This is a genomic window from Aporhodopirellula sallentina SM41 (assembly GCF_000346505.1).
Lineage (GTDB): Bacteria > Planctomycetota > Planctomycetia > Pirellulales > Pirellulaceae > Rhodopirellula > Rhodopirellula sallentina.
Genome location: NZ_ANOH01000280.1, coordinates 25,753 through 39,848, shown reverse-complemented (window position 1 = coordinate 39,848; position 14,096 = coordinate 25,753). Strand labels below are relative to the sequence as shown.

The window sequence follows — 14,096 nt, the reverse complement described above, 5'->3', positions numbered from 1 at the left end:
TACGGGCGTCATAGAAGCTCAGCACCGTGAATGCGAAATCCTAGTAGTGTTTGTTTGAATTAGCACTGTCTTGCTGTCGTTGGCTTGGAATTTGCCGGTGTTGAATTCGGTCGTTAGTATTGGGCAGTCGAACGAGGATTAGCTGTACAAGGGCACTGGTGTGAAAACGCTGTGCTGAATAGATTGACCTAGGTGGACCGATGTCGCCGTGTGGAGCGTAAGGGGCGGTTCGATTCTCAGCGTCTCTTGAGGTTAGCTGGCAACTCGTCCTTTTGGGTCGATATCCATCCATTGTGATGCGAGTTGTTCGTTGCCGTGACGTGCGGGACGTATCCATTCAAGCGAATGAGGCTTTTCTGCGATGCCTTCTCTGAATTTCCGTTTTTTGCTCACGGTTGCTCCGTTGTTGTTGGTTTTGTCCGTGCTGGTATTGCTAGTGGGACGCGGGCTCTATCAGCGCGATCAAATCTTGAACGAATATCGGATGGCGGCACGTGAAGCCGTTGCTGAAAAAGATTTGGAATTAGCGAAGTTCTATTACACCCGTTTGGTCGGCAGCGGAGACCGCGGGACGGTCCGAGATCAATTCAATTGGTTTCATGTGCTGGCAGCATCCGGTGATGCGTCCGGTGCTCAAAAGCAACTCGATGATCTTGCGCCGAACGACGCGACGGGTTACGGGCCGGCGCATTTGGTGAAAGCAAAGTCGCTGCTATCCGTAGTCGAACGAGAGGACTTGGACCGCGACAAAATACTGACGCAGGTAGAACATCATTTGCAGCAAGGGGCTTGGGGGGAATCGCTGGAAAACGATCTGTTGTGGTCGCAGTACTACCTCGCATCGAAGGAGATGGACCAAGCGACACTCCGTTTGAATTCGGCGGCAAAGCGGAATCCTGATCTTTGGTTTGAAATCGCCCTTTTCTTTCAGGGGTTAGACCGAACTACCGATGCTACTCGTTGCTACGAAAATGCTGTGCAGCATGCACGGAAACAGTTGCGAGCGGATCCCACAAACACCACTGCGCGACTAAGGCTGGCGACGATCTTCTCCGATCGAGGCGAACGCGAAACTGTGCGAAAGCTATTGGTGGATGGCATGCGTCTCGATGATCAGGATGCTGAATTGAAAACTGCCGCCTCGAATTTTGCGTTGCTGCAGCTTGACAGCATCACCGATGATCAGCCGGATGCCGACAAACGGCGTTTGACGTTGCTAACCGAAGCGGCGGAGTTGGCTCCTAACAATGGAGCTGTTTACAGTGCGATTCAGGCATTTTATTACCGGGCTCGTACTGATGTTCAGCGGCAAAGCTATCGTTCCACGCTGGAGGAGATGATTGCGTCCGGGCACAACGTGGCGGCAGCTCATTTCGCGCTGGGGAACCTGCTATTCAGTGATGGTCAGCTGGAGTCCGCTTCCTTTCATCTCGAAGCTGCCGTTCGTATGGATCCGAATGCGGCGATTTTTGCGAATAATTTGGCTTGGGTGTTAGCGCATGCGGAGCCCGCTGACATTACACGTGCCGATGAGTTCGCGTCGATCGCACTTGAGGCTCAACCAGACAATGTCGATTTCATGGACACAATGGCAGCGGTTCGCATGAAACAGAATCGTTTTCAAGAGGCTATTCCATTGCTCGAGCTAGTTCTCGCCAAGGCAAGGGGAGAGCGCCTAGGTGAGCTGCATCTGAAGCTATCCGAAGCATATCAGAGCATCGGGCAGTCGAGTCTGGCAGAGAGGCACCGAGAGCAGGCCGCCACCGCATCATCGCGAGGCACGTGAACTATCGCCGCGAGGAGACACGGGGGCATCATCCGAGATGATTCTTTGGATTGAGTGACCTTGTGTGGACTTCCGTGTAAGTAGGTGCGGCGAGTTCTCGCGACATTGCAGGTCTTGTATCCTCGGATTCGACAGCTCGATTGTTCTGTCGCGTAAGCCTTGACGTGCGCAGGTCGGTTTGGGTGGACATGCGAGCATCGGTTCTGTGGCTCTTGTTGAGAACCCGGTGTTAGACCCTGCCGGTTGCGAGCTCTGCCTGATTTGAGATGTCTGTCAATTGATGAACAGGTATTCGGTTGTTGCTCGGAAAAGGCGAAAAAAGATTGATTTCAACGGGCGGCCTGGTGTCCCTGGGGTGCGTGTTGCGATGCTTTGTTCACCGTTAGCTTGCTTGCATCATCGGCACGGTCGCTGGAATCGTGTCAGCCATTATTAAAGTCTTGACTCCATCCCCCCCAAAACAACAATAATGAATCCCGAGTGGGGTGCCTTGCCTTCGCTTCTACAAGTGTGTTTTGAATGTCGTTTGGTCCAAGTTAAGAGGAAACGAGTATGTTGAGAATTTTCTGTATGTTGGGGCTCCTAGTGCTAGGTGCCCCTATAGGTCACGCTGATATGGTGATCGACGATTTTAGTAGCACAACGCTAGGGACACGTGCATCCGCGGTTTTTCCAGGGACGGTTACTACCACAGGTAGCTACGATGCGACCGGTTTCGCATTCGCGCAGCTGGAATACACGTTCGATGAAAGCGTTGATTTTTCACCGAGTTCCGTTATTGCGTTGGAGGACTTTGCTTCTGATGGTAGCGGAACGATTAGCTTGATTGCCAAAAGTGCGAGCGGAAACGTTACCACTACTGCTGAATTTACAGATGCGACTTCTGGTAGGCTTGCATTTGGTTTTGAGCCTGGCGAGTTGTCAGCTGTGGATAGCTTGACATTCAACTTGCAATCTGACCCATTTGGTTCGCAAATTGACCTCAGCTTCTCGTCTGTGCAAGCGGTTCCCGAGCCGACTTCGATCGCTCTTGTCAGTCTCGCTGGTTTGGGTGGTCTCGCCGTTCGTCGACGCCGGAAATTAGCGAGTGCTTAAGCATCGGTAGCTAGCTCATCCGCAGTTGGTTCACTTCACAAAACGGCGACGGGGGGCATCCCGATTGCCGTTTTTTTATTGGTTCTTAGTAGTCGTTGGCGTCGCGAATGATTGCCCGTGAGGGGCGTGAGCACAACACAGAAGAAGCCACCTTTCTACTATTCGTTCGTTGCCGCGTATTGTCCGACGGCAGCCAAGCGTTGTATTTGGCGGCACGTGAGCCCCATGGTTTTCGACGATCGTTCGCTGTATTGAGACAGCGTTTATGGCGACCCGGAATGCGGGAGTTTCGGGGGATCGCTGCCTGTCAACACTTTCCCATGATCATGTCCACTTCTGCCTTTGAGCGATTGATGTTAAAGCCATGAGAATCTTCTTCGCCACCATCCTGGTCGTTGCCTCTATTGGCATGATCGTAATGTTTATTTTTCTCGATGCCGCTCCGGCGGCGTCTCGGCAAGAGTCTCCCGTCAATCAGGGCCGTGCGGCCTCTTCGAACGAATCACCTGCTGCCAAACCGTCGGCGCCCTCGAATGAGAAAGGTGCCGATGCGGTGGATTTGAGGGACGATACGGCTTTATCTCGGTCGGAAGCCTCGCTGAATTCCTTGGACGCATCTTCAGTTGCTCCCAAAGCATCGGGCAGCAGAACCGCGGACGAAAAAGGAGCGGCGCCGGTTGATGAGATACTTGCGACGGTTCGAAGTGCTTCCTCTTTGTCCGTTGAAATGTCCGCCGCAGGCGATGCCGATGTTGATAGCAATGAAGATGACCTGGGATTTGTTCGAGAGGTAACTGTCGAGGTCCACAATCTGTCGGGAGATGCGGTTGGGTTAGGGGTCGTGGTCGCAGTTGGGGCCCGGGTCGTCGATATCCTTACAGCCGACCATGTATTGGACGCTCCAGTGACCGGGAATGGACCTTTGCGGTTGGCAGTGCGATGGACGCCTGCAGAGTCGATTGAAGACGATCCTCTCGCAAAGTTGGCCTCCTTGAGTCACCCGGTATACAAAGCGGTGCGGGTATTGCGACGGGATTCAGCACGTGACCTAGCCGTCCTTCGGGTGGAGATTCCCGGGGGAACGGAGGCGTTTGAAACTGCAACCCTCTATCCCGGAGGTATCGATTCGCTCGTTTCATTGGTAGGGGAGACGGCCTGGACCACGAGCGTTAACGATCTTGATGCAGGAAAAGTAGTGACGGAGATCCGACCCGCAAAAATACAGGGAATGGAGGTCGCTCGTGTTTCTGAATTTGCGGACTCCAACGTGTATCTGAGAGTCGATACGCCTTCGAGACAAGGGATGTCCGGAGGCGGTTTGTTTCGTCGTTCGAACGGGGGTAAGGAACCCCGGTTGCTAGGTATCGCGAGCGGGAACTCAATGGGGCACGGGTACTATGTTGCTGCAAATGTGATCGTAGATTTAATGCGTGAGATTCGCGCCTCAGGGTTGTGAAAGGGATCGCCATGCGACGACCGGTTCTGTTCGAGAATTTGTTGATTATTGGTTGTTGCAGTACCTCTCGTGGAAGTTAATATTCAACCAAGCAGGCGAGGGCAGTTGTCGTTGTACGCAAAGTTAATTCGATCCGTATTATAAGTTTCCGATGATCTTTCGAGCCGCTTTCTCTTACATGAACTTTGGAAATCTGCTACGTGCTATCGCAGTATGCATGGCTGCGATTACATTGCCGGCGAATGCTGCTGTTTTCACTCAAATAGCAGACCCTTTCGTTAGGGTCGATGTCGATGGTTCACCGGGGCTGGATTCTCAATTCGATTTGGGCGCTACCGGTACAGAACTTCCAAATTATGCCACCGTTTATGATGATTTTTTATTTGCAAACGATTCGGTCGTCACTAACTTTTCCTGGATCGGTAGCTACGAACTCGACGAAGAAGGCGACGTGCTGGCAAGCGAATTTATGGTAAGCGTGTACGCGAACGAGACGACGGGTCCGTTCTCGAATGAGCCTAGCGATACGCCGATTTACACGGAAACGATCTCATCTTCAGCTTTAGGCGAAGAACAATTTTTTATAGGTGATCGAGCATTTCGTTCCTACAGTGCCGATATCACTGGCCTGCTCGAGTTAACGGGTGGGGAAACCTACTGGTTTTCGGTTGTAGCCCAACTCGACTGGGCCGATAACAATTGGGGTTTCGCGTTCAGTGATTTAGGTAATGGTAATTCGTTTCAGGATTTTCAGGATGACGTCGATGTCGAGGAGTTGGTTCGGCATAACGATACCTATGACTATGCGTTCAGTGTAACAGCAGTCCCGGAGCCGGGAGCCTTCGCGGTAATCGGGTTGACCGGGTTGTTGGCAGTTGCGTATCGAGGAAGACGGCGGAATGTCGTTGTTGGGGTTGTTTAACGCAGCCTCAGTTACGTGGTGTTCATTTGGTTCTCAAGAAAGGTTTTTGAAATGAGTCGATGCATTCAAGTTGCCCAGGTCATCGTGCCTCTTTCCTTGCTCGTGGTTGCAGCGTTGGTTGCTGTTGCTCCCGTGGAGGCAGAGAACAAACAACAGCTCCCTGAAGTTGCCACTGACGTCGCAGTCGGTCCCGAGGCCGCAGTTCTTGAAGATTGGGAATTCACTCGTCAGCGACAAAGCCGGACAGATCGCTTTCTATAGGAGCAATGACTCAATGCGAGTGGAACGCACAAGTGCGTTCCTCGTGTGGAGCGTATGACGCTGTTTTTCGTTTGGTTGACAATTGCTTGTCCTGAAGAGACGGTGCTATGCGGGGTTCGCAGGTGAGTCTACGTGATGAACATTGGTAGGCAATGTTTCCAGACGCGGCGTACCTGTATGGTCAGATTGGTTTACTGTCATGCTTTCAATGAGTTGTGGCGAGTGGACCGATTGAGGGGCAGTTTTCATTTACTCCGTCATGCTAAGATCGAGTGCATTGGGCTGTTCTATTTCTTAGCAGTTGTCTGAATCTCAGTATGTCGATCGCCGCTTGCGTTCGCATGCGTCTGGAACTCGTTGTCAGTGCGTGGTATCGAACGTCAGACCGGATCAGTAGAGAATTCGCCGGTCGATTATGTTCTCGAAGGTTTACTCTACACCGTATTGCTCCTCGCGCCCTGGCCGCTCGGTTGTGCCAGTCCCCTCGGTGAGTTCTATCTCACTCTAGCTGTTGCGGCTGTTATTTTGCTCGCCAGTGCGAGATGGTTGACGGGAACCGTTGCTGTTTGGAAGGGGCGTCGAACGGGGCTTTTTTTTATTGCCGGGGTTGGTGTCTTGGCGTTTTCGGCCGCTTGCCATCTGATTTGGGTGCCCGACCGGTTGCGTGATCTGATCGCGCCCGGTGTTGGCACCTGGTTGTGTCCAGCGGAGTGGATTGGGGAACGAGATGGTCGGTTGATTTGGCCTGCTGGTGAGACTGTCGTTCTGTACTCGGGAGGCAGCTTTCTAGTCTTCGTGAGGCTTTGCCTAGCGGCGGGCTTCTGTGTGGTAGTCGGTACGATACCAAATCCTCGTGTCTTGCTTCGCCGGTTTTGTGTCGTTGCTACCGTTTCGGGAGCGATGGTTGCAATCTTTGGTATCGCACAGTACTACAGCGTTCAGGGCCAATTGCTCTACTGGCCGACTGCGATTGACGGAGGTCTCGGTTTTGGACCGTTCGTAAATCGTAACCACTTTCCTTTTTTCCTGAATCTGACGCTTGGGCTAGCGGTCGGTCTTCTGATCGAACGCCTGGAAAGGTTTGGCGCGGCCTGGCCTCGTATGATTTTCAGCGACGTTACGTTTACGTGGTTGATTGCGGCCGTCGGGATCATGATGAGTAGTTTAGTGGTGTGCGGATCGCGAGGGGGCGTTTTGACGGCTTTCTTTGCAATCAGCCTCGTCGCAACTCTTCGTTTTCGCCTCGTTGAAGCTGGTCGATTCGCACTGCTTGCAGTCTTAATTGGGGTACCGGTAGCCGCCCTGCTGATCTGGATTGGATTCGACATGCAGGAATCGCGTCTGAGCATGCTTGCTGAATCAGATCGCTATACCGGTGACGGTCGTTGGTATCTGTGGAAGGCTGCGTTGAAAAGCGTGCCGGATTTTCTTTGGCTCGGTTCTGGCGGGGAAACCTACCGTTTCTGGGAGTCGATTTATCCCGTTGGTGCCCTTTCCTGGATCCAGGATGAGCATGTCGCGTTAAGAGCAGATAACGAATTCTTAGATGTGCTAAACGAATTTGGTTTGGTTGGCTGTTTGGGAGTCTGTTTGATCGCGACGTCTGTTGTTGTGCAGTGTGTTCGGTCAAGTCGGCAGAGTGGTTTAGCAGCCGGTGGTGCGATCGGGTTGTTGGCTGTGTCAATGCATAGTGTCGTCGATTTTGGGTTGAGAATTCCCGCAACAGCCGTAACTGCTATGACGATCATGATGCTGCTAAACGCACTGCCAAATCGCAAGCGTAGACGGCTATTGCAGTTAACTGAATCATTGTCGCGCGGACCGATGGGCTCTTCGGTTGGCTTGGCAACAGAGCGATTGAATGATCACAATCAGCGAGGGAGCCGTTATCCATGGATGTTCGTTGCGTTGCTGTTAATTGTGGTTGGCTTGGTGTCTATTCGGACCCGACGACGCTATTTCGAAGCAGAGAAGCATCGTATCGCTGCAGCGAGGAATGTTGACAACTTAGCCTATGATGAAGCGATGTTGAGGATGCAACGTGCGGTAGATATCACTCCTGAAGATGCGTTTTTGCGAGTGGAAGCTGTTCGGGTTGCCGAGTTCGTGCGTGACAATCATCAAACGGTACGCCAGAAAAGTGCTGCGACCGAGATGATCGTTAAGCACTGCGAGGTTTTGATGCAACAGTGCCCGCTCGATTGGAAGCCGTATACTTGGATAGCACAGTATGAAACTCGTCTTCCTACATCGACGAAGATGGAAATGGTGTTGAAAGCAAGGTCTCTCAATCCGAGCCATGCCGATTTGGCCTATCTTGCGGGTAAGCTCGAATTGGAGCGAAATGGTCTTGAAGCAGCGTTGCCCCACTGGCAGGACTCATTGGCGATGTCGTTGGATCATTTGCCAGAGATCAGCAACGTGGTGCGAGGGCGATTGTCCGCGAGCGATTGGACCATGCACCTTTTACCCGATGATCCAGTTGTGACTTTTGCCGCTGCAAAGGAAGTCGAATCGGGGTTTCGGGAGATTTTGTTAGAACGAACGCTGGCGTTGTTGGACAATTCGGACGAGCTATCTCGATTACCCAGTCCTGGTCAGTGGGAAGCACTCCGAGGGGAAGTACTGGTAGAACTGGGGCGGCACGACGAAGGGATTGTCCTCATGCGTCGCGCGCTTAATCAGCAGCCGGAAAATGTCTCCTGGCGACTGAAGTTTGCGGCTTGGTGTGTCAGTGAGGAACGACTGAGTGAGGCGGTGCGAGAGATTCGCATCGTGTTGACACTTGATCCAGGAAATAAGCAAGCGTTGCTGTTGCAACAAGAAGTTTCACAGCGGAAGGCTCGTGCAGCAAAGCCATTGAAGTCGAAATGAATTGTTCTGGCATCACCCGCGAAATCGATTGCAGCGCATCGTGTCGTACGTTCCGGCATTTTTTTGCGGGTAAAAAGGGGCCAGGAAATAATGAAGTGTTCTGGGTGAGTGGGGGTATTTATCTCTCGATGAACTTTTGGGTAGGAGAGAATCTCAATTCCAACCGAGAGTCGTTGGCACGGATGTTTTCAAAACTCCGCGGGGCGTTTTCCAGTTCGCCAATCAAGTGCGGAGAAATCCCCAAGCACACGGCTATCAAATTCAGCTACCTGGAATGCTAGCTAGGCAGTGCCAATAATCGATTGTTCTGTAATTTGCAGTCCAGCAAGCCATTGCCGGTGGACGCTAGCCACGGTTGAACTCGGTGAAAATCGTGGCCAACTCGTCCGGTAACTAAAGTGGCGTGTCTCTATGAGGCCAATCTTCGGCTGAGTTATTAGTAGCGTGTAATCGTTTCATGCAAATTCAAGATGACACGGCAGACTTGGGACCATGCTGCGAGACGTGCTGGATCGTCTGAGGTGCTGGGGGAGTTTCCGATGCGGATGAATTTGCTTGCTTCTTTCGGATTGTCGCGGAAGTAGGTCAGTTGTCGTTCGAACAAACCGCGTAACGATTCGGATTCGGCGGTGTTGGCATTTCGGGCGAGTGCTCGGATGAATGCGACATCGAGAATGTCTTCGAACGAGTCCTCCGAGTCGTCGGGGGCTTCCGCGAGAATGGTTCTGGCCATCGCGTGTGAGGCTTCTGCGAACGTTGGATCGTTCAATAGCGTCAACGCCTGTTGCGGGCTGTTGGATGGCGAACGGTCGGCGGCGCATTCGTCGCGAGACGGTGCGTCGAAATTGACCAGCATCGGATGCAAGAACGTCCGTTGCCAGTGCATGTAGACGCCTCTGCGGTATTGGCGTGCGTCAGGCGACGCGGAGTAGCCACGGCTAGGGAATTGCAGGTTGGAATAATGTCCGCCTGGTTGGTACGGAAAAACGCTCGTGCCGCCGATGTAGCTTTGGTTCAGCAGACCGGCAATCGCCAACGCGTTGTCGCGAATCGCTTCGGCTTCCAGTCGTCGTGGCGAGGCCTGAGCGAGCAACCGATTGTACGGATCGACTTCGGCGAGTTCTTTTCGATCCGTGACGGCTTGGCGATACGTGCGGCTGGTCACCATTAACCGCACGATGTGTTTGACGTCCCAGCCGCTCATCACGAACTCGCTTGCGAGGCGATCGAGCAATAGCGGATGGCTCGGCCATTCTCCCTGGCTGCCGAGATCATCAAGTTTGCTCGAGAGGCCGGTGCCAAAGAATTGTTTCCAGGTTCGGTTCACGAAGTGCCGCGGGACCAATGGGTTCTCAGGGGAGGTCAGCCATCGAGCGAGATCGGTGCGGTCGAGTCGTCGTTCGCTGCCGTCGTTGGGGGCCGGCAAAAAGTGAGGGAACGCGGGAGGAGCCAACTCGCCTGATTCATCCTGCCAGTTGCCGCGAGGGAGTACGCGGCTAACCGGATACTTCTCCTCGGGGATAGTTTGCGTGACGAGTGTGATCGCCATTGCCGAATGCAAATCCAGGATAACGTTGCGGAACCGTTGGGCCTCGCGATGTTGAGACTTCACCGGTTTGGTCGACAGGTGGAATGTTCCAAGGAGTGCCGCGATGTCCTCTTGTTGCCGCTGGTCCGGCGATCGTTTCAACGCTTCGACAAGGCTTGCTCCCGCAGCAGGCCAGCCTGCGATGGCATCTCCGATCGGCGTGTAAGAAATCCGGACCCTCCCGACATCGGTACTCTTGAGCTGGATGACGAGTTGTTGATGATCTTCCAGTTCGACCGCCTGGTCGAAGTGATAGACCGCGGTGTGGGGGAGTTGGGTTTCAGTGGTCGGCAGTTGCCAACGTGACGGACCGCTGCGCCAGACATCACCGAGCGTGCGAGGTGGACGTCCGTTGCTGAATCGGAGCGGATCTTCGCGGTCAGCTTCTCCCCAGGCGATCGACAATTTTCTCTTCGGATGGATTTTGACTTCATCGGGAATTTCGAGACGGACCGACGGTTTGGGTGTTTCAGGTGTAAGTCGTTGTAGCTCGTTGCCGTTCTCGTCAAGCAAGATCAACTGAAAACCATCCAGGCGGTTTTGTAGGTTACTGTCGGTGCGGTTCCAAATCACGATGGACTCGACCGGTTGTGCCGAACCAAGGTCGACCTGCCACCACGGGTTGTGTCCGTTCAGACTCGTGTGGGTCACGGAATTGGATTGGCGATACATGCCGTCGGTGTTGCCGTCGATGGCCAACGCCGCCTCGCCGGAGGTGTAGTTGGTCGACTGCGAGGCTGTTCCCGCCAGGGCAACGTTGATGGGGTGTCCCTCTTTGTCTTTTTCGGGTGAGAAGACTTGGACTTCGGCGAGTGACAGGATCTTCTTGCCGGATAATTCGATGCGGACAAAACGAGGGTGATTCGGACGTGTTTGAGGGCCCTCGGTCTGGCTCGCTATGTGAGCCGCAAAACTGAGCGAGAAACGTCCGCTATCGCCTCGTCCGACATTGCCGTCATGTTCTTCTGACGGAAGGACTTCGACCCGGACGGATCGGATTTTGGTTGGTGATACCGGATGGGTGGTGATCTCGATGGTCTCGTTTTTGGCCGGTTTGCCCGTCAGGAGGATGCTGCCGTCATCGAGGGTTTGGCATTCCGTGCCGGCACTTGCTTCGCTATGCAAAACCTCTGCCGGGATCCAGCCGTCGGGGTGATCGGCGAGTGTCTCTTGAACGGACGTTTCCCATTGTTGGTACTCCTCGGACTGAGCCGTCGATTCGCCAATCGCGGATTGCAATAAGCGATTGCGTTCGGCGATCAAGGATTCAATTTCACGCACGAGTGAGGGCGACTTCCATCTCATTTCCGGCGGAAACGGATAGTCGTTGTTGAACCCTTTAAGGTCTTTGTTAGGCGAATAGCCGTAGTCCGAATAGACGCCCCATTGTTGGATGTCATCGAAGAACGCTCCGAGCGAATAGAAATCTTTTGCCGAGAACGGGTCGTATTTGTGGTTGTGGCATTCGCAACATGCGAGGGTCGAACCCAACCAAGCGGTGCCGATCATGCGAACGCGATCCGCTTTGTACTTGGCGAGGTATTCGCCCGGTTGAGCGCCGCCTTCGCGGGTGATCATGTTCAGGCGAAGCAGCCCGGTCGCGATCAAGTCTTCGGTCGTAGGATTCGGTTTGAGATCACCTGCGATTTGTTGCAGCGTGAATTCATCGAACGGTTTGTTTTCGTTGAATGCGTTGATGACGTAGTCGCGGAAAGAAAAGATCCGCATGTTCTGATCGCCGTGGAATCCGACGGTGTCCGCGAAACGAACAATGTCGAGCCACGAACTCGCCATGCGTTCGCCGAAATGGGGCGAGGCGAGCAAACGGTCGACTTGGCGTTCGTACGCGTCAGGTGAGTCGTCGGCCAAGAATTCATTCAACTCATCGGGAGTCGGTGGTACGCCGATCAGGTCGAGGCTCAACCGCCGCAGCAACGTGGCTTTGTCGGCCAAAGGTGACGGTTCGATCGATTCGGTTTCGAGACGCGCCAGAATGAACGCGTCGATATCATTGGCGACTTCGTCCGCATGCTGTTGGACTTCGGGGAGGACGGGACGAGTCAGCGGCGCGTACGCCCAGTGTTCTTCGTATTCGGCGCCCTGTTCGATCCACTTTGCGAACAGGGCTTTGTCGTAGTCGCTGAGGTGGTGGCGGAAGCCTTCCGGCGGCATCTGCTCTCCGTCGCTGGTCCCCATGATCCGTTTGTAAACCTCGGATGATTCGAGGTCACCGGGGACGATGCCTCTCGCCTCGTCATCCGATTCCAGCGGTCCGGTAGCGGACGCAAACGAGTCGAGCCGAAAGGCACTTTCGTTTTCGTCTTCGTCAGGGCCGTGACAAGTGAAGCACGTGTTCGACATGATCGGCCGAATGTGTGCGTTGAACATCACGCGTTCGGGCAGTCGCTGCGGTGCGGTGGTCGAGACGAGTTGTTCGTCCGAATCGTTTTCGGCTCCGTCGACGATCGGGCCGCGAATCGCACAAAGTGTCAGCAGGACGCATGCTGCGAAAACGGCCCGGCGGGCAAGCGAATTCAGTCGTAGATGATTCATGGAACGATGGAGCCAAGAGGGTGACGGCAATGAATTGAAGGCGTCTGCCAGAAACGGCATGCTAGGAAATGATGTCTGTGAGGACTCGTGCCGGTTCGACGCCGGTCAGCTTCAAATCGAGACCTTGGAAACGAGCGGTGAGTTTCTCGTGGTCGACACCGAACAGGTGCAGCATGGTGGCGTGCAAGGAACGCACGGGGACTTCGTTTTCGACTGCGGCGTACCCGAGTTCATCGGAACTGCCGTACGTCATCCCGCCTTTCACCCCACCGCCTGCCATCCACACGCTGAACGCATTGATGTGGTGGTCTCGACCGGTGCCCTGAGCCATCGGCGTTCGTCCGAACTCACCTCCCCAAAGCACGAGCGTGTCTTCGAGAAGTCCTCGTTCTTTGAGATCTTTCAAAAGAGCAGCAGTGGGGCGGTCGGTGTCCATTGCCGACTGCGTAAAGCCATTCACGAGATTGCTGTGGTGGTCCCATCCGCGATGGTACAACTGCACAAAACGCACGCCACGTTCGAGCAGTCGACGGGCGAGCAAGCAGTTCGATGCGTACGATCCGTCGCCAGGGCGTTTGACGCCATAGTTTTCGAGAGTCTCTTTGCTTTCGGTGCTCATGTCGGCGAGTTCCGGGACCGCCGATTGCATTTTGAACGCCATCTCGTATTGTGCGATTCGTGTTTCGATTTCGGGATCGATGACATCGCTCGCGAGCATACCGTTGAGTCGTTGAATTTCGTCGATGACTTGACGCTGTGTTGATTGGCAGACGCCATCGGGGTTGCCAATGTAGTGCACCGGAGCACCGGAAGACTGAAACGCAACGCCTTGGAATTTGCTCGGCAGGATTCCGGCACTCCACTGTCTCGCCGATACCGGTTGGGCACCTGGCCCCGATGAAGTCATCACGACATATCCGGGCAAGTTTTCGGTTTCGGCACCGAGACCGTAGAGCATCCACGATCCCATGCACGGACGACCTTTGATGATCGATCCGGTATTCATGAATGCATGGGCGGTGTCATGATTGATCTGCTCGGTGGTCATGCTGCGGATGACGCAGAGATCGTCGGCATGCGCCCCGGTCAGCGGGAACATGTCTGACATCTCGATGCCCGACTCGCCCCACTTTCGGAACTTCGTGAACGATTTCCTCGCGATCAGTTTCGCACCTTGCAACTGCGCGAGTTGCTGTCCGGCGGTGAAAGACTCCGGAAACTGTTTTCCATCGAGTCGGTCGAGCTCCGGTTTCGGGTCGAGCGACTCGACATGGGAAGGACCTCCCGCCATGCATAGGTGCACGATGCGTTTCGCTTTCGGGGCGAAGTGGGGAACTCCAGGTAGTGGCGGCCATGGATGGTCACCAGGCGGAGTTTCTCCACCGGTCGCAGCGGGTTGGTTGCCGAGCAGGTTTGCCAGGGCGAAACTGCCGATACCCGCGAACGACTTCGACAGAAACGTTCGGCGGGCCCATTGCGTACGGAGGCGATTCAGATCGGGACGAGGTTGGTTCATCGGGGGCATCCGGCGAGTAAGTCCAACGGGAGAGTGACTCGGGAG

Annotated in this window: 8 protein-coding genes; 6 read left to right on the top strand and 2 right to left on the bottom strand. The window is 54.2% G+C overall.

The window, feature by feature from the left end:
• Positions 1 to 736: 736 nt before the first annotated feature.
• The 6 genes from RSSM_RS19200 to RSSM_RS19170 all read left to right on the top strand — a co-directional run bounded on the left by RSSM_RS19200 (position 737) and on the right by RSSM_RS19170 (position 8,394).
• Positions 737 to 1,786 carry a hypothetical protein gene (locus RSSM_RS19200; RefSeq protein ID WP_160168152.1) on the top strand — a complete coding sequence of 350 codons (1,050 nt, stop codon included), beginning with the start codon at positions 737 to 739 and terminating at the stop codon, positions 1,784 to 1,786.
• Positions 1,787 to 2,401: 615 nt separating this feature from the next.
• Positions 2,402 to 2,881, top strand: coding sequence for a PEP-CTERM sorting domain-containing protein (locus tag RSSM_RS19195; protein ID WP_160168151.1), 480 nt, complete (start codon positions 2,402 to 2,404; stop codon positions 2,879 to 2,881).
• Between the two features lie 364 nt (positions 2,882 to 3,245).
• Positions 3,246 to 4,337: a S1 family peptidase gene (locus RSSM_RS19185; RefSeq protein WP_008682429.1), complete on the top strand. Its 1,092-nt coding sequence runs from the start codon at positions 3,246 to 3,248 to the stop codon at positions 4,335 to 4,337.
• 217 nt (positions 4,338 to 4,554) lie between these two features.
• Entirely contained in the window at positions 4,555 to 5,259 is a 705-nt protein-coding gene (locus RSSM_RS19180; protein ID WP_008682427.1) for a PEP-CTERM sorting domain-containing protein, read from the top strand.
• A gap of 51 nt (positions 5,260 to 5,310) precedes the next feature.
• Complete coding sequence (locus RSSM_RS19175) at positions 5,311 to 5,520, top strand: hypothetical protein (protein WP_044303029.1); 210 nt, start codon at positions 5,311 to 5,313, stop codon at positions 5,518 to 5,520.
• A 900-nt stretch (positions 5,521 to 6,420) separates the two neighbouring features.
• A complete protein-coding gene (locus RSSM_RS19170; RefSeq protein WP_144059952.1) occupies positions 6,421 to 8,394 on the top strand; it encodes an O-antigen ligase family protein in 1,974 nt (657 codons plus the stop codon).
• 436 nt (positions 8,395 to 8,830) lie between these two features.
• On the opposite strand, the gene RSSM_RS19160 is transcribed toward RSSM_RS19170, so the two are convergent.
• Both RSSM_RS19160 and RSSM_RS19155 read right to left on the bottom strand, forming a co-directional pair.
• Complete coding sequence (locus tag RSSM_RS19160) at positions 8,831 to 12,535, bottom strand: DUF1553 domain-containing protein (protein ID WP_144059951.1); 3,705 nt, start codon at positions 12,533 to 12,535, stop codon at positions 8,831 to 8,833.
• A gap of 61 nt (positions 12,536 to 12,596) precedes the next feature.
• Positions 12,597 to 14,051: a DUF1501 domain-containing protein gene (locus RSSM_RS19155; RefSeq protein WP_008682414.1), complete on the bottom strand. Its 1,455-nt coding sequence runs from the start codon at positions 14,049 to 14,051 to the stop codon at positions 12,597 to 12,599.
• Between the last annotated feature and the right edge of the window lie 45 nt (positions 14,052 to 14,096).